The 16,366-nt window shown below is 68.9% G+C and carries 17 protein-coding genes; 8 read left to right on the forward strand and 9 right to left on the reverse strand.

The features are described 5' to 3' along the window. The first annotated feature begins 255 nt into the window (after positions 1–255). Genes nirB through dqs_RS06345 form a run of 4 tightly spaced genes read left to right on the forward strand, consistent with a single transcriptional unit; the run spans position 256 to position 5,753 of the window. Positions 256–2,787 (forward strand): nitrite reductase large subunit NirB, encoded by a 2,532-nt coding sequence (gene nirB / locus dqs_RS06330; RefSeq protein ID WP_065339964.1) that lies wholly within the window; start codon positions 256–258, stop codon positions 2,785–2,787. A gap of 21 nt (positions 2,788–2,808) precedes the next feature. Next, positions 2,809–3,147, forward strand: coding sequence for a nitrite reductase small subunit NirD (gene nirD, locus dqs_RS06335; RefSeq protein WP_011764909.1), 339 nt, complete (start codon positions 2,809–2,811; stop codon positions 3,145–3,147). A 31-nt stretch (positions 3,148–3,178) separates the two neighbouring features. Further along, the gene (locus tag dqs_RS06340; protein ID WP_011764910.1) at positions 3,179–3,991 is read left to right on the forward strand and encodes a formate/nitrite transporter family protein; all 813 of its coding nucleotides are present in this window, start codon (positions 3,179–3,181) and stop codon (positions 3,989–3,991) included. Positions 3,992–4,013: 22 nt separating this feature from the next. Further along, on the forward strand, positions 4,014–5,753 hold the full coding sequence (locus dqs_RS06345; protein WP_065339965.1) for a bifunctional protein-serine/threonine kinase/phosphatase: 1,740 nt from the start codon (positions 4,014–4,016) through the stop codon (positions 5,751–5,753). 97 nt (positions 5,754–5,850) lie between these two features. Here dqs_RS06345 and dqs_RS06350 read toward each other — a convergent pair whose 3' ends face one another. The 9 genes from dqs_RS06350 to dqs_RS06390 all read right to left on the reverse strand — a co-directional run bounded on the left by dqs_RS06350 (position 5,851) and on the right by dqs_RS06390 (position 13,575). Beyond that, a complete protein-coding gene (locus tag dqs_RS06350) occupies positions 5,851–6,357 on the reverse strand; it encodes an ureidoglycolate lyase (RefSeq protein WP_041643369.1) in 507 nt (168 codons plus the stop codon). Between the two features lie 17 nt (positions 6,358–6,374). Continuing rightward, positions 6,375–7,415 (reverse strand): allantoicase, encoded by a 1,041-nt coding sequence (alc, locus tag dqs_RS06355; RefSeq protein ID WP_011764913.1) that lies wholly within the window; start codon positions 7,413–7,415, stop codon positions 6,375–6,377. Between the two features lie 364 nt (positions 7,416–7,779). Beyond that, a complete protein-coding gene (gene puuE / locus dqs_RS06360) occupies positions 7,780–8,727 on the reverse strand; it encodes an allantoinase PuuE (protein WP_065339966.1) in 948 nt (315 codons plus the stop codon). A 20-nt stretch (positions 8,728–8,747) separates the two neighbouring features. Next, complete coding sequence (uraD, locus tag dqs_RS06365; protein ID WP_065339967.1) at positions 8,748–9,275, reverse strand: 2-oxo-4-hydroxy-4-carboxy-5-ureidoimidazoline decarboxylase; 528 nt, start codon at positions 9,273–9,275, stop codon at positions 8,748–8,750. A 36-nt stretch (positions 9,276–9,311) separates the two neighbouring features. Beyond that, positions 9,312–10,505 carry a urate hydroxylase PuuD gene (locus dqs_RS06370; protein ID WP_065341657.1) on the reverse strand — a complete coding sequence of 398 codons (1,194 nt, stop codon included), beginning with the start codon at positions 10,503–10,505 and terminating at the stop codon, positions 9,312–9,314. A 21-nt stretch (positions 10,506–10,526) separates the two neighbouring features. Further along, a complete protein-coding gene (uraH, locus tag dqs_RS06375) occupies positions 10,527–10,877 on the reverse strand; it encodes a hydroxyisourate hydrolase (protein WP_065339968.1) in 351 nt (116 codons plus the stop codon). A gap of 113 nt (positions 10,878–10,990) precedes the next feature. Continuing rightward, a complete protein-coding gene (locus dqs_RS06380; protein ID WP_065339969.1) occupies positions 10,991–11,950 on the reverse strand; it encodes an alpha/beta fold hydrolase in 960 nt (319 codons plus the stop codon). 4 nt (positions 11,951–11,954) lie between these two features. Continuing rightward, the gene (locus dqs_RS06385) at positions 11,955–13,310 is read right to left on the reverse strand and encodes a type II toxin-antitoxin system HipA family toxin (protein WP_065339970.1); all 1,356 of its coding nucleotides are present in this window, start codon (positions 13,308–13,310) and stop codon (positions 11,955–11,957) included. 4 nt (positions 13,311–13,314) lie between these two features. After that, positions 13,315–13,575, reverse strand: coding sequence for a helix-turn-helix domain-containing protein (locus tag dqs_RS06390; RefSeq protein ID WP_065339971.1), 261 nt, complete (start codon positions 13,573–13,575; stop codon positions 13,315–13,317). Between the two features lie 313 nt (positions 13,576–13,888). Here dqs_RS06390 and pqqA point away from each other — a divergent pair, with 313 nt between their 5' ends. From pqqA to pqqD, 4 genes are all read left to right on the forward strand, one after another. Continuing rightward, the gene (pqqA, locus tag dqs_RS21260) at positions 13,889–13,963 is read left to right on the forward strand and encodes a pyrroloquinoline quinone precursor peptide PqqA (protein WP_083831988.1); all 75 of its coding nucleotides are present in this window, start codon (positions 13,889–13,891) and stop codon (positions 13,961–13,963) included. A gap of 216 nt (positions 13,964–14,179) precedes the next feature. Beyond that, positions 14,180–15,094, forward strand: coding sequence for a pyrroloquinoline quinone biosynthesis protein PqqB (pqqB, locus tag dqs_RS06395; protein ID WP_065339972.1), 915 nt, complete (start codon positions 14,180–14,182; stop codon positions 15,092–15,094). Positions 15,095–15,129: 35 nt separating this feature from the next. Further along, on the forward strand, positions 15,130–15,921 hold the full coding sequence (pqqC, locus tag dqs_RS06400) for a pyrroloquinoline-quinone synthase PqqC (RefSeq protein ID WP_084018268.1): 792 nt from the start codon (positions 15,130–15,132) through the stop codon (positions 15,919–15,921). 178 nt (positions 15,922–16,099) lie between these two features. After that, the gene (gene pqqD / locus dqs_RS06405) at positions 16,100–16,366 is read left to right on the forward strand and encodes a pyrroloquinoline quinone biosynthesis peptide chaperone PqqD (RefSeq protein WP_011764922.1); all 267 of its coding nucleotides are present in this window, start codon (positions 16,100–16,102) and stop codon (positions 16,364–16,366) included.

Consider the following 16,366-nt stretch of genomic DNA (forward strand, 5'->3'; position numbering starts at 1 on the left):
ACACTGGGATTCCGCGCCATCCATCGGCTGGTACGGAACCTGCTCTACCTTCCTCGTCCGCTGGCAAAGACGCTAGCGGGCAAGCCTCCGCCGACGACGGTGGGGTCCGGAAGGTGCGATTCGTATCGTTGCTCTCCGGCCATTCGAACCTACATCGAACCGCGTTCTGCGGAGGCCTTCATGCATGTGCGGGGTTAATTCCCCAAGCGCACAGGTATCGCGAGCCTCCCCGGGGCCTAATGAGTGATACCGCGCATGAAGATCGTTCTCGTCGGCCACGGCATGGTGGGCCACAAGTTCCTCGAGGAACTCCAGCAGCTGCAGATTCCGGGTGCCGAAGTCACCGTGCTGTGCGAAGAACCGCGCACCGCCTACGACCGCGTGCATCTCTCCGAATTCTTTTCCGGCAAGACCGCCGAAGACCTGTCGCTGGTGGCGCCGGGCTTCTTCGACGACACCGGCTTCGCGCTGCGCTTGAATAGCCGCGCCGCGGCCATCGACCGCCGCGCCAAGACCGTCACCACCCAGGACGGCGTGACCCTGTCCTACGACAAGCTGGTCCTCGCGACCGGCTCCTATCCTTTCGTGCCGCCGGTCAAGGGCAACGACCGCGAGCAGTGCTTTGTTTACCGCACCATCGAAGACCTGGAGGCGATGAAGGCCGCCGGGGCGATTTCGCGCAAGGGCGTGGTGGTGGGCGGCGGGCTGCTTGGTCTTGAATGCGCCAAGGCGCTGCGCGACCTCGGGCTGGAAACCCATGTGGTCGAATTCGCGCCGCGGCTGATGGCGGTGCAGGTGGACGACGACGGCGGCCGCATCCTGCGCGAGAAGATCGAACAACTCGGCGTGCAGGTGCATACCAGCCGCAACACCACCGAGATCACCGACGGCATGACCGCGCGCCACCGCATGGTGTTTGCCGACGGCAGCCATCTCGAAACCGACATGATCGTGTTCTCCGCCGGGATCCGCCCGCGCGACGAGCTGGCGCGGCAGAACGCGCTGGCGGTGGGCGCGCGCGGCGGCATCGCGGTGGACGACCACTGCCGCACCAGCGACCCGGACATCTATGCGATCGGCGAATGCGCCGCGTGGCGCGACCAGACCTTCGGCCTCGTCGCCCCCGGCTACGACATGGCGCGCCTCGTTGCCCGCCATCTGGCTGGCGAGACCAAGGCGGCCTTTGCCGGCGCCGACATGAGCACCAAGCTCAAGCTGATGGGCGTGGATGTGGCCAGCATCGGCGACGCCCACGGCAAGACGGCGGGCTGCCGCAGCTTCCGCTACAGCGACGAGGTGAAGCAGGTCTACAAGAAGATCGTCGTCAGCGAGGACGGCAAGCGCCTGCTCGGCGCGGTGCTGGTGGGCAATGCCGACGAATACGGCACGCTGCTGCAGATGGCGCTGAACGGCATCGCGCCGCCGGCCGAACCGGAATTCCTGATCCTGCCCTCCAGCGACGGCAAGGCCAAGCCCGGCCTGGGCCCGGATGCGCTGCCCGACAGCGCGCAGATCTGTTCGTGCAACAACGTCAGCAAGGGCCAGATCTGCGCGGCGGTGGGCGAGGGCGCCACCAGCATCGGCGAGATCAAGTCGTGCACCAAGGCCGGCGCTACCTGCGGCGGCTGTGTGCCGCTGGTGACGCAGATCATGAAGGCCGAAATGGCCAAGCGCGGCATGGCGGTGAACAACCACCTGTGCGAGCACTTCCCGTATTCCCGCCAGGAGCTGTTCCACCTGGTGCGCGTCGGCGGCATCAAGTCTTTCGAGGACCTGCTGGCGCGCCACGGGCAGGGCCACGGCTGCGACATCTGCAAGCCGACTGCGGCGTCGATCTTCGCCTCGTGCTGGAACGACTTCGTGCTGCAGGGCGAACTCGCCAGCCTGCAGGACAGCAACGACTACTTCCTCGGCAACATCCAGAAGGACGGCACCTACTCGGTGGTGCCGCGCATGCCGGGCGGCGAGGTGACGCCGGACGGCCTGATCGCCGTCGGCCAGGTGGCGAAGAAGTACGGCCTCTACACCAAGGTCACCGGCGGCCAGCGCGTCGACCTGTTCGGCGCGCGCGTCGAGCAGTTGCCGGCGATCTGGGAAGAGCTGATCGCCGCCGGCTTCGAGTCCGGCCACGCCTACGGCAAGGCGCTGCGCACGGTGAAGAGCTGCGTCGGCAGCACCTGGTGCCGCTACGGCGTGGATGATTCGGTGGGTCTCGCGGTGGAGCTGGAGAACCGCTACAAGGGCCTGCGCGCGCCGCACAAGATCAAGTTCGGCGTGTCCGGCTGCACCCGCGAGTGCGCCGAGGCCCAGGGCAAGGACGTCGGCATCATCGCCACCGAGCGCGGCTGGAACCTCTATGTGTGCGGCAACGGCGGCATGAAGCCGCGCCACGCCGAGCTGATCGCCTCCGACCTCGACAAGGCCGCGCTGATCCGCCTGATCGACCGCTTCCTGATGTTCTACGTGCGCACCGCCGACCGCCTGCAGCGCACCAGCACCTGGCGCGAAAACCTGGAAGGCGGGCTGGATTACCTGAAGGACGTGCTGATCGCCGACAGCCTCGGCCTGTGCGCCGAGCTGGAAGCGCAGATGCAGCACGTGGTCGACACCTACCAGTGCGAATGGAAGACCGCGGTGACCGATCCGGACGTGCGCAAGCGCTTCCGCACCTTCGTCAATGACCCGCAGGCCGACAAGCGCATCGTCTTCGTCAAGGAGCGCGGCCAGATCCGCCCGGCCCGCGCCGAAGAGCGCGACGCCGCCACCGCCGATCCGCTCGCCGTCTGAGCCCGAACAGGAATAGCCAACATGACTACCGAAACCCTCAACTGGACCGCCGTCTGCAAGGTCGGCGACATCCTCCCCGGCACCGGCGTGTGCGCGCTGGTCGATGAGCGGCACGTGGCGGTGTTCCGCCTCGGCAAGGACAACTTCTACGCCATCGACAACATCGACCCGCGCTCTGGCGTCAGCGTGCTGTCGCGCGGGCTGATCGGCAACCTCGGCGAGCACATCGTGGTGGCCTCGCCGATCTACAAGAACCACTTCGACCTGCGCACCGGGGCATGCCTGGAAGCGCCGGAGCACTCGGTGCGCGCGCACCGCGTGCAGATCAGCGGCGACGACGTGCTCGTCGCGCTCGGCTGACCTCGTTCAACGCATTCAGGAAAACGACAACATGGCCTACCTGGCTCCTGCCGAATTCGTCACCAAGATGATCGATGCCGGCGAATCCAAACTGCTGATGTCCACCCGCGACACCCTCATCCGCGCCTACATGGCCGGCGCCATCCTGGCGCTGGCGGCGGCCTTCGCGGTGTCGATCACGGTGAATACCGGTAACCCGCTGATCGGTGCGCTGCTGTTCCCGGTCGGCTTCTGCATGCTCTACCTGCTCGGCTTCGACCTGCTCACCGGCGTGTTCACGCTGGCACCGCTGGCGGTGCTGGACCGCCGCCCCGGCGCCACCTGGAGCGGCGTGATGCGCAACTGGTCGCTGGTGTTCACCGGCAACTTCGCCGGCGCGCTCACCGTGGCGGTGTTCATGGCCATCATCTTCACCAACGGCTTCTCCGAAGCGCCCAACGCCATCGGCCAGAAGATCGGCCACATCGGCGAAGGCCGCACGGTCGGTTACGCCGCCCACGGCGCGGCCGGCATGCTCACGCTGTTCGTGCGCGCGGTGATGTGCAACTGGATGGTCTCCACCGGCGTGGTCGCCGCGATGATGTCCACCAGCGTGTCCGGCAAGGTCATCGCGATGTGGATGCCCATCCTGGTGTTCTTCTACATGGGCTTCGAGCACAGCATCGTCAACATGTACCTGTTCCCCTCGGGCCTGATGCTGGGCGGCCAGTTCACCTTCATGGACTACCTGATCTGGAACGAGATCCCGACCGTGCTCGGCAACCTCGTGGGCGGCCTCACCTTCGTCGGCGCCACGCTGTACTCCACCCACTACAAGACCGCGCCCAAGCGCAAGGTCGCATAAGCGGCGCCGGCAACCGCAAACGATGCGGAAGTCGCTCCGTGTGTCCGTCGGCCAGCACTCGCTGGCCGGCGCGCACGACACCAACCAGGATTTCCATGGCGCGGTGCTGCCGGGCGGGCATCTGCTCGCCGCCAAGGGCATCGCGCTGGCGCTGGCGGACGGCATCAGCTCCAGCAGCGTCAGCCACCTCGCCAGCCAGACCGCGGTCGGTTCCTTCCTTGAGGACTACTACGCCACCTCCGAGGCGTGGACCGTTCGCCGCGCGGCGCAGCGCGTGCTCGGCGCCACCAACGCCTGGCTGCACGGCCAGACCCAGCGCGGCGAGGGCCGCTTCGACAAGGACCGCGGCTACGTCTGCACCTTCAGCGCGCTGGTGCTGAAGGGCCGCGACCTCCATCTGCTGCACGTCGGCGACTCGCGCATCTACCGGCTGCATCCGCAGTCGCTCGAACAGCTCACCGAAGACCACCGCGTCCGCCATTCCTCGGTCGAAAGCTATCTCGCCCGCGCGCTCGGCACCGGTCCGCACGTCGAGATCGACTACCGCAGCTGGGAAGCGGAGGCGGGCGAGATTTACGTGCTCGCCACCGACGGCGCCTACGCTCAGCTCGACGCCGCGGCCATCCACCGGGCCATCGCCCACCATGCCGACGACCTCGATGCGGCCGCCGCGGCGCTGGTGGCGCAGGCGCGCGCGGCCGGCAGCGACGACGACGCCACGCTGCAACTGCTGCGCATCGACGAACTGCCGCAGGACGACGCGCCGCAGGCGCAGCTGCGCCGGGAGGGCCTGGCGCTGCCGCCGGCGCTGACCCCGCGCAGCGAGTTCGAAGGCTTCACCATCGTGCGCGAGCTGCAGGTGAGCGCGCGCAGCCACGTGCTGCTGGCCACTGACAAGGACAGCGGGCGGCCGGTGGTGCTGAAGGCGCCCTCGGTCGATCTGCGCGGCGACGCCGCCTATCTCGACAGCTTCGTGCTGGAGGAATGGGTGGCGCGCCGGGTCGACAGCCCGCACGTAATCAAGGCCTGGCCGGGCGAACGCCGCCGCCGGCATCTCTACGTGGCGATGGAGTACATCGAAGGCCAGACGCTGGCGCAGTGGATGACCGACCACCCCGCGCCGGCGCTGGAAGCGGTGCGCGCCATCGTCGAGCAACTCGCCCAGGGCGTGCAGGCGCTGCACGGCCGCGACATGCTGCATCGCGACCTGCGTCCCGAAAACGTGATGATCGACCGCGACGGCACGGTCAAACTGATCGACCTCGCCAATGTGCACGTCGCCGGCCTTGCCGAAGGCCGCGGCGGGGCGGAGCAGGGCGCGCCGCCCGGCACGCTGCAGTACATGGCGCCGGAATGCCTGCTCGGCCAGCCGGCCAGCGCCGCGGCGGACCTCTTCTCGCTGGCGGCGATCACCTACCAGATGCTGTGCGGCCAGCTGCCCTACGGGCTGAGCGTGACGCGGGTGCGCACCCAACAGGACCTGCGCAACCTGCGCTACGTGCCGCTGCGCCACCACCGGCCGGACCTGCCCGCGTGGCTGGACGGCGTGCTCGCCAAGGCGCTGCAGGTGGCGCCGGCCAAGCGGCAGGAGGCGGTGTCGGAGTTCGTGCACGACCTGCGCACGCCCGGCGCGCGCTTCCAGCGCGCGCAGCGCACGCCGCTGGTGGAGCGCGATCCGGTGCTGTTCTGGAAGTGCTTGTCGGCGGTGTTGGGCGCGCTGGTGGTGGGGCTGCTGTTCTACATCCGCTGGCGGCTTGCCTGAGCCCGCCGGCGGCTGGAACGTCGCGCCCGCGCCACCGCGCGCGAGCGGGGCTTCCGGGCGGGCTTCGGTGCGCCCGCCCCGTCCCGGCGCAAAACGCTCAGACCGACAGGATCAGCCCCGGCGGCGCCACCGCCACTTCGTCGCAGTTGTGCCCCGGCCCCGCGCGATCCACCACCAGAAAATCGCACACGGTGTCGAGCGCGAGCAGCGGGTGGTGCCACACGCCCGGCGCGTAGTTGACGCCCTGGTCGCCGCGCGCGAGGAACACGCGCAGGTCCGCCACCGCGGGCGCCGCCCCGGCGGGTGCCACCACCACCAAGTAGGGCTTGCCGGACATCGGGATGAAGGCCTGCGAGGCCAGCGGGTGGCGCTCCATCATCGTCACCGCAAACGGCAGCGCGCGCGGCTGGCCGCGGAAGATGGAGAGGATGGCGCGCCCCTCCGGCCCCGGTTCCACCTGCGCGAGGTCGTGGTAGCGCTCGGTGTTGCCGGCGTTGATGGTGAAGTGGCGCACCGCGTCGCTCGCCTCGATCACGTCGCCGAACGGGGCAAAGGCGGCGCGGCTGAGGGGTTCGACGGCGAGCGCGCGGGCGGTGTCGGACATGGCGGGGCGGGGCGGCATCAGCGCGGCGCGACCTTGCCCCACAGGCGCAGGCGCGAGACGCCACCGTCGGGGAAGATGTTGAAGCGCACATGGGTGACCGGGCCGAGCGGGGCCAGTGCGGTGAAGCTATGGACGGCGTCCATCTCCAGCTTGTGCTCGGGCAGCAGCGTCGCCCAGAACATGCTCTGGGTGGTGATCGAGCGGTCGGTGCCGCCGCTGACGAAGGCGGCCTGGAGGGAGCAGCGGTCCGGGTAGTTGCCCTTGTAGAACGCGGTGTCCACCTCCACGCGCTCGATGATGCCGGGCGTGCCGAGTTCCAGCACGCACCAGTCGTTGCCGGGTTCGCGCCGGCGGCGCGTCTCCCAGCCGTCGCCCATGTCCAGCCCGCGCCCGGGCAGCAGCAGCGCGGAGGCGGAGGAGCCGAAGCTGGCGTCGTTCCACGACACCGCGCGGCCGCCGTTCTCCATCGCCACCAGATCGACCGTTGCATCCGCCGGCACGTTTGCCAGCGCACCGAGCGGGCGGCCATACACCCGCAGGCGGGCGATGCCGCCGTCCGGGTAGATGTTGACGCGCAGGTGGGTCCAGGCCGCGGTGCTCGCGCATTCCAGCAGGTGGTGGCTGTTCGGGCCGAGGGGGGTCGCGGGCAGGATTTCGGTCCATGCCGCCGCCTTCAGCGCCTCGACATCGTCGCTGACGGACACGCAGGCCTCGATCGAGACCGCCGGCGGGTAGTTGCCGGTGAAGTGGCTGGTATCCACGTCGAAGCCGCGGATGACGCCGCGCACGCCGAGCTTGACCAGCGCCCAGTCATGCCCGGCCACGCGCTTGCGGCGCGACTCCCAGCCGTCCATCCATTTGCCGTTGGCGTCGTACTTGCCGGGCACGAATTGCGCCGGCGCGGGGTCGAGCATGCGCTCGACCGGGGCGAAGAAGTCGTCGGAGGCGTAGAGCGCCTTCGCGCCGAGGCGGACGCTGGCAAGGTCGACCGAGCGCCGCGCCCACTCGGGCAGGTCGGCGGGGGGAGCGAAGACGGGGGTGCCGGGGATGCTGGCCATGTGCTGTTTTCCTGGTGGTTCCGATGTGTCAGTGCGGCAATCTGTACTTGTGTTGTTGGGCCTTCATACGCGGCGAGTGGGAGCGCAGGTACTCCCTCCCCTTCAAGGGGAGGGCTGGGGTGGGGATGGGGTCGGGGCCGCGCGGTGCCAAAACCCCATCCCCCTCCTACCCTCCCCCTTGAAGGGGGAGGAACGAAAACCATCTCCTGCCCCGTTGCGCCGCGGAGGAGCACTCCAGCGGGCCACTGCATCCGCCCTTCGACAGGCAGCGAGCGCTGGGTACCGAAACCCGTGGCGTTACCCCCGAAAGGGGAAAGACAAAACCGTGGAGCCCGCCCGACCCAAGCTCGAGCCGCCCCACCCATTACGCCTTTCGCCCATACGGGTGTTCTTCAATCCAGTGCCGCGCGATGTCCACGCGGCGGCATACCCACACCCGGTCATGCTTTTCCACATGATCCAGGAAACGCTGCAGGGCGCGAAAGCGGCCCGGGCGGCCGAGCAGGCGGCAGTGCATGCCGATGCTCAGCATCGCGGGGCGTTCGTCGCCTTCGGCATAGAGTACGTCGAAGGCGTCGCGCAGGTATTGGAAGAACGGGTCGCCGTGCGAGAAGCCCTGCGGCAGCGCGAAGCGCATGTCGTTGGTGTCGAGCGTGTAGGGCACGATCAGGTGGGGCACGGTGGTGCCGTCGGTCTTCTGCACCTCGGTCCAGAACGGCAGGTCGTCGCCGTAATAGTCCGAGTCGTACAGGAAGCCGCCGTAGTCGGCCACCAGCCGGCGCGTGTTGGGCGAATCGCGGCCGGTGTACCAGCCCAGCGCGCGCTCGCCGGTGAGGCGTTCGATGATCTCCATGCCGATGCGCATGTGTTCGCGCTCGATTTCTTCCGGCGTGTTCTGGTAGTGGATCCAGCGCCAGCCGTGGCAGGCGATCTCGTGGCCGAGTTCGCGGAAGGCGGCGGTGAGTTCCGGGTGGCGTTCGAGCGCCATCGCCACGCCGAACACGGTCAGCGGCAGGCCGCGGCGTTCGAATTCGCGCAGGAAGCGCCATACGCCGACGCGCGAGCCGTACTCGTAGATGCCTTCCATCGACAGGTGGCGGTCGGGGTAGCTCGCCGGGTTGAACAGCTCCGACAGGAACTGCTCGCTGCCGGGGTCGCCGTGCAGCACGCTGTTCTCGCCGCCTTCCTCGTAGTTCAGCACGAACTGCACCGCGATGCGGGCGCGCCCCGGCCAGTTGGCGTGGGGCGGGTTGCGACCGTAGCCGATCAGGTCGCGCGGGTACGGGGTGGAAGGGGCGGAAGGGGCGGTCATCGTCGGACTCCGGCGAGGGCTCAGGCTAGCAGCGCGTCGAGGCGGAAGCGCGCGATTTTGCCGATTTCAGCGAGGCAGGTGCGGAATTCGGCGTCGGAGTCGTGGGTCAGGCGCTGTGCCAGCGCGGCGATGATCTGTTCGCGGCCGAGGCCCTTCACCGCGATCACGAACGGAAAACCGAAGCGTGCCCGGTAGGCGGCGTTGAGTTCGCGCAGCCGTTGCAGTTCCGCCGCGCTGCACTGGTCCAGCCCGGCGCCGCGCTGCTCGCCGGTAGAGGCCGCGGTAAGCGTGCCCGCGGCCGCTTCCTTGCCGGCGAGTTCCGGGTGGGCGCGGATCAGCGCGAGCTGCTCGTCGCGCGCCGCGCCATCCACCGCGGCCACCATCGCCGCATGCAGCGCGTCGGCGGTGGCGAAGGGCCGTGCGGCCCAGGCGCGCTCGGCAACCCAGGGCGAGTGTTCGAAGATGCCGCCGAGCGCGGCGACGAAGTCGGCGCGGGGCAGCGCCGACAGTGCCGCGACTGTGGTTCCGGGGGTGGGGAGGGTGCTCATGGTGGTATCGCTGGCGTGGCGGCGCGGTGGAGGAAATCAGTCGGCAAGGCGCGCGCCCTGGGCGGCCCAGGTGGCGATCAGCGCGCGCTCGTCGGCGGTGATGTGGGTGAGGTCGCCGAGCGGCATGTAGCCGTTGCTCACCGTCTCGGCGATCTTGGCGGCGTGCTGGCCGATCTGCTCGGCCGATTGCAGGGTCACGCCCTTGGGTGGCTGGGCGAAACCTTCCCAGCTGGGCTGGGCGGCGTGGCAGGCGACGCAGCGGCTGTCGATCACCGCTTTGACCGCGGCGAAGCTCACCGGGGCGGCGCCCGCGTCCGCGGGCCGGGGCGCCATCGCCACCACCAGCGCGGCGATCAGCGCGGCACCGCTGGCGGGCAGCCACCACTTCAGCTGGCCGCGGTGGCGCAGCACGAAGAACTGGCGGATCAGCACGCCGGCCACCATCAGCACGGCCAGCACCAGCCAGCCGTGCTTGTTGGCATAGGTCATCGGGTAGTGGTTGCTGATCATGATGAACAGCACCGGCAGGGTGAAGTAGGTGTTGTGCACCGAGCGCTGCTTGCCGACGATGCCGGGGCGGGCGTCCACGTCCTGGCCGGCGCGGATCTGTTCGACCATGCGCTTCTGGCCCGGGATGATGTGGAAGAACACGTTGGCGACCATCATCGTGCCGAGCATCGCGCCAACGTGGATGTAGGCGCCGCGCGCGGAGAACACCTGGTGCAGCGCCCAGTTCATCGCCATCACGAAGACGAACACCAGCGCCGCGAGCAGGCGGTCGCGGCCGATGAGCGTGCGGCACAGCAGGTCGTACACCACCCAGCCGGCCACCAGCACGGCGATCGAGATGCCGATCGCGGCGGCCGGGGTCAGCGCCAGCACCTGGCTGTCGATCAGGTAGGTCGACGCGCCGATCCAGTAGATCACCACCAGCAGCGCGAAGCCGGACATCCAGGTGGTGTAGGCCTCCCATTTCGACCAGTGGAGGTCGTCGGAGAGCGGTTCGCCCTTGGGGCCGGTGAGGAATTTCTGGCTGCAGTAGAAGCCGCCGCCGTGCACCGCCCACAGTTCGCCGAACACGCCGCGTCTGGCGTCCTCCGCCTTCTTCGGCGGCTTCAGCGAGGTGTCCAGCATCACGAAGTAGAAGGACGCGCCGATCCAGGCGATGCCGGTGATGAGGTGGAGCCAGCGCAGCAGCAGGTTGGCCCAGTCGAGAAGATAGGTTTCGATCATCGTGCGGGGGAAAGCGGTTCAGCTGCCGCGGTAGGTGGAATAGCTCCACGGCGACACCAGCAACGGCACGTGGTAGTGCTGTTCGGGCGAGGCGATGCCGAAGCGCAGCACCACCTCGTCGACGAAAGGCGGTTCCGGCAGCACCTGGCCGCTGGCGCGGAAGTAGTCGCCGGCGGCGAACACGATCTCGTAGCGGCCGGCTTCGAACGCGGCGCCATCGAGCAGCGGCGCATCGCAGCGGCCGTCGTGGTTTGTGACGGCACGCGCGACTTCGCGGCGCTCGCCGTCGAGCCGGAACACGCGCACGGCGATGCCCGCGCCGGGGCGGCCGGTGGCGGTGTCGAGAACATGGGTGGTGAGTCGGCCCAAGGGCGTCTCCTGGGTAGGCGGATCGAGCCGGCAAGCGGCACACAGCGCGAGTCTACGACGGCTGGCGACCAGCGCGCGCACGGCCGGCGCTTATAAGGGATATCTGGCGGCGCTTATTTCGGCCCGGGCAAGGGCGGCAGAGGGTCCGCGCACGCAGCGAGCAGCGCGCGTCGCATGGCCGGGGCAAACGGATCGTGCCCGGCCGCCACCATCGTCAGCCGGCTGTGCGGGATCGTGGCGTGCAGCAGCTGCGCGGCCGCCGGCTGGCAGATGCGGTCGTCCTGGCCGTGCAGCAGCGTCACCGGCAGGCCCGCTGCGGCGATCCGCTGTGCCAGCGCCCGCCAGCCGTCGTGGCCGAGAAAGCAGTCGTGCCGCAGGTAGTGGGCCTGGACGCGGTACTTGTCGAGCATGCGCGCGGCGTCGTCGTCGCCCAGCACCGGTAGCGGCGCCGCGCGGCCGAGGGTGAGGCTTTCCTCCCACTGCATCCAGTGGCGGACCACCTGCAGCGCACGCGCGTCGTCGGCGCCGAGCACCGCATCGAAAACCCGTGTCGCCAGACGGCCGGGACCAGGCGCGCAGGCGGCGAACGCCGCGTGGGCCTCGGGCAGCCGTGGCGCCGCGCCTTCGAAGAACCAGTCGATATCCTCGCGGCGGGCGAGAAAGATGCCGCGCAGCACCGCACCGAGACAGGCCGCCGGGTGCTGAGCGCAATAGGCGAGCGCCAGCGTGGAACCCCACGAGCCGCCGCTGACCAGCCAGCGCGCGATGCCGAGATGGGCGCGCAGGCATTCGATGTCGGCAACGAGGTGATCGGTGGTGTTGGCGTCGAGGCCGCCACGCGGCGTGCTGCGCCCGCAGCCGCGCTGGTCGAACAGGATGACGCGGAAGCGGGTGAGGTCGAAGAGGTCGCGATGACGCGGGCTGCAGCCGCTGCCGGGACCTCCGTGAAGGAACAGCAGCGGTATCCCGGCGGGGTTGCCGCATTGCTCGAACCAGAGGGTATGCGAGTCGCCGACGTCGAGCAGACCGTCGCGACAGGGGTGGGGCGGGGCGGGGGGGGGGGGGATCGTCATCGGGCTAAGCGGCAAGTCTGTCGGCGGCGGCTTGCAGGCCGTCCAGGATGCTGTCGGCGAGCGCCGCCGGAAAGTCGGCAGGCAGCCTGCCGCGGACGGCCTGCACAACCTGCGGCGTGCGGGAGACGAGGTCATCGACGACGCATTCTGCGCTGCGGCCGTCGGCGCTGACGATGCCGTGGCGCTGACCGACAGCGAGCCAGTGCCGGCGCAGGATGTCCTGCATGCGCCAGTGCGCGTTCTTCGAGCGCACCGCCATCGCCATCTTCACCTTGAAGGGCGACAGCTTGCCCGCGCCTTCGCCGAGCATCGGCGCCGCGGAGAGCACGTCGTACAGCGGCGTGAGTGCGTAGGCACCGCCGGGACGCAGGAACACGCTGAAGTTCTTTGCATGGCCGTCGGGCGCCCACAGCATCCAGAAGATGAGCTGGGCTTGGAAGAACAGGCGCCGGTCGCGCTCCGCTTCGCGCGAGGTTGCCAGCAGGTCCATGATGCGCCCCACGCCGGGCCCGCCGTCCGCTTCGTACTTGAGGTGGGGCGGCGTGGCGGTGGCCTGGCACATGTCTTCCTGCGGCAAACGGACAAGCCAGCGTTTGCCGTCGGCAGCCTCCCACCACATCCGGTCGAACCGCTCCACCGCCAGCACTTTCATGTCCTCGAACTGCAGGCGCTGGGTGCGCGCCACCGGCAGGCCATAGGCGGCCAGGATCTCCGAGCACAGCCACTCGTTTTCCACTGACTCGCGCAGGTCGAGCTGCAGGTTGCCGACCAGGCCCAGGGGCAGCTTGAAGATGTGGGTAGAGGGCGTGGCACCCTGGGGCCGGCACCAGCGGCCCTCGAACCACAGCAGCGCGGTCTTTTCCTGTGCGCCCGCAATGGAAATCCGCAAGGCGTCGTCGCCGGCCGGCTCCCCGCCGCCCAGTGCGGGCTGGGCCACGGTGTTGCGCAGCAACCGGGCGACCTCGGCCTCGCTCAGCGGTGTCGCTTCTACCGTCTGCACTCCGCCGGGCGCCGCGCCCTCAGGCAGGATCTGTAGGGCGCCGGCACAGTCCCGGCCGACTTCGGCCAGCAGGGCGAATGCATCGGTCGAGCCGGCGTGGAAGCGGCGCGCGATACGCTCACGGATCTCCTTGCTGTCCGGCAGCAGGTTCTCGAAGTAGGCCCGCACGGCTTCGCCGCGGTGCGGGCGATTGCCCGGGGTGAAGGGAAGGGATAGCGACAGCGGCCGCCCTTGCGGGGCGGCCACCCAGTCGTCGGCGTACTGCAGGACTTCGCCGGCGTGAGGCGTGACGCTCCAGGTGCCGACGAAGGCGCCGTTCATCCAGAGGCCCAGGGCGCGGGTGTAAGAACGTCGGCCCACAGGCTCACCAGGTCGGGCTGGAGGGCGTTTCACCCGTCGGCGCAGCGTCGCGCGGGCGCAAGACGAGTTCGACATCCAGGATGCTGAGCAACTGCAGCAACCGCGCGGCACTGACCTTGTCGGCATTGCGTTCGAGGGCGGACAGCGTCTGCTGGGTTACCCCCAGGCGCATCGCGGTGGCAGCCTGGGTCAAGCCAGCCTGCTTGCGGAAACCCTGCAGCAGGGCGGGAAGCTGCTCCGCGGTGCGGACGGTGAAGTCGGACATACAAATCTCGAGCTGTATTTTTGATTTACAAAATATAGGCAGTAAAACGTAAATACGGAAGATGATTTGTAGTTTGAGTTGCAAACCGGGTTTCGTAGGTGCCGCCCCCTGCAATGGGCGCCGGCTGGCGGGATGTTGCCAACGCGGGCCAGCCGGGTTCTGCGAGCGGAGGCCGCTTCATGAAAATCATGAGCCCCCTTTAACAAACCGCGCGATGTTTCCCGCGCCGTCCCGGCGCACGCTATGTCCCGTGCCCCGACGCCCGTCGGGCACCGCGCCGGGCGCACACCGGCAACCAATCTGGAGACACGCCATGCAATGGGAAACCCCGACCGCCATCGATTTTCGCTTCGGTTTTGAAATCACGATGTACATCGCGACGCGCTAAGTAAGCGTAGCCGGGCCGCCCCAAGACGCTTACGTCGCCCCCTCGGGGGGCGGCCGCGTAGCGGGCGGGGGTACAGCCGGTTAAGCGTAGCCGGGCCGCCCCAAGACGCTTACGTCGCCCCCTCGGGGGGCGGCCGCGTGGCGGTTGGGGGCAAGGCATCGTCGCCGGGGCGCCGCGTTGCGGCTGCCCCTGCGAATATCCGCGGGAGGGCATGAGGTGAAGGTTCGCGTACTCGGTTCGGCAGCCGGTGGCGGGTTTCCGCAGTGGAACTGCAACTGCCCCAATTGCGACGGGCTGCGTCGCGGCACCGTCCGTGCGCGCGCCCGCACCCAGTCGTCGATCGCGGTGACGGGCGACGACGAGAACTGGGTGCTGTTCAACGCTTCGCCCGATGTCCTCCAGCAACTGCGCGAGGCGCCTGAACTGCAGCCTGCCCGCGCGCTGCGCGACACTGCGATCCGCGCGATCGTGCTGATCGACGCCCAGATCGACCACACCACCGGCCTGTTGATGCTGCGCGAGCACCGCCAGCCCCACGCGCTATGGTGTACCGCGCCGGTGCGCGAAGACCTCTCCACCGGCAATCCGCTGTTCGGCGTGCTCGGACACTACTGCGGGTTGGACCTGAACGAGATTCCGCTGCAGGGCGGCTTCGACATCGCCGGCGTGCCCGGCGTCGGCTTTGCCGCGCTGCCCCTCACCAGCAATGCGCCGCCGTATTCGCCGCGCCGCGACAAGCCGGTGCCCGGTGACAACATCGGCGTCACCCTCACCGACACCCGCAGCGGCCGCAGGCTGTTCTACGCGCCGGGCCTCGGCGAGATGGAACCCCACGTGTGGGCGGCGATGCAGGCCGCCGACTGCGTGCTGGTCGACGGCACCTTGTGGACCGACGACGAAATGATCCGCCTCGGCGCATCCAGCAAGACCTCGCGTGCCATGGGCCACCTGCCGCAGAGCGGCCCCGGCGGCATGCTGGAATGGCTGGACCGCTTGCCGGCCAGCACTCGCAAGGTGCTGATCCACATCAACAACACCAACCCCATCCTGGACGAGGACAGCCCCCAGCGCGCCGAACTGGCCGCGCACGGCGTCGAGGTCGCCTGGGACGGCATGGTGATCTCGCTCTGAACCGCTCCTCCTCCACGCCTTCAAGGATGTATCGCATGGAAGCCGAACTGCTCGCCGCGCCTGCTGCACGTACGCTTGCCCCCAACGCCGGCACCGACAACCGCCCGCCGATGTCGCGCGAGGAATTCGAAGCGCAGCTGCGCGCCAAGGGCACCAGCTACCACATCTACCACCCCTTCCACGTGATGATGGCCGAAGGGCGCCTGACGCCGGCCCAGCTGCGCGGCTGGGTGGCGAACCGCTTCTACTACCAGATCGCGATCCCGGTGAAGGACGCGGCCATCATGTCCAACTGCCCGGACCGCGAGATCCGCCGCGAGTGGATACAGCGCATCCTCGACCACGACGGCTACGAGATCGGCGGTGTGTCCGACCCCGGCGGCATCGAGGCCTGGATACGGCTGGGCGAGGCGGTGGGGCTGAGCCGCGACGACGTCACCTCGCTGCGCTTCGTCGCGCCGGCGGCGCGCTTTGCGGTGGATGCCTACATCAATTTCGCCCGCCAGCGACCGTGGGAAGAGGCGGTGGCTTCCAGCCTTACCGAGTTGTTCGCACCCCACATCCACCAGCAGCGCATCGACACCTGGCCGCAGGTCTATCCCTGGGTGAAGACGGAAGGCCTGCAGTATTTCCGCAACCGCCTGACCCAGGCGCGCCGCGACGTCGCCCACGGTCTGCGCTTCACGCTGGAGCACTTCAGCCAGACGCGCGCGCTGCAGGAACGCGCGCTGGAGATCCTGCAGTTCAAGCTCGACGTGCTGTGGGCGCTGGCCGACGCGATCATGCTCAGCCAGTGCGAAATCGAGATCAAGGGGCCGAAGGCATGAGCGGGGAGCGGACGCTCCCGCCCCTTCAGCGGGCCGGGTGCGGTAGGGATGGGGTACTTGAGGCCAAGACATCCCATCCCCCTTCGAACCAGGAGTCTCGGCTGCGCCTCGCCGCTTCGCCGGCGGCAAGCAGCGCTTGCCGAAACCCCGGCCACGCCTCCTTGAAGGGGGAGGAACGATGAACCAGCGCCCGCGCGTCTCGCGCCGCTTCCGCCTGCAGTGGGAAGACGCCCAGCAGGCCTGGGTGCTGCTCTACCCGGAGGGCATGGTCAAGCTCAACCGCAGCGCGGGCGAAATCCTCGCGCGCTGCAACGGCGAGCGCACGCTGGCCGAAGTGGTGCAGGATCTGGAGCAGGCTTTCGGCGCCAGCAACCTGGCGGCGGAGGTCGTCGCCTTCATCGACATGGCCCGCAAGCAGCAATGGGTCGAAGCACAGGACGCATGA

This window comes from Azoarcus olearius (genome assembly GCF_001682385.1).
In the GTDB taxonomy this organism is placed as follows: Bacteria; Pseudomonadota; Gammaproteobacteria; order Burkholderiales; family Rhodocyclaceae; genus Azoarcus; species Azoarcus olearius.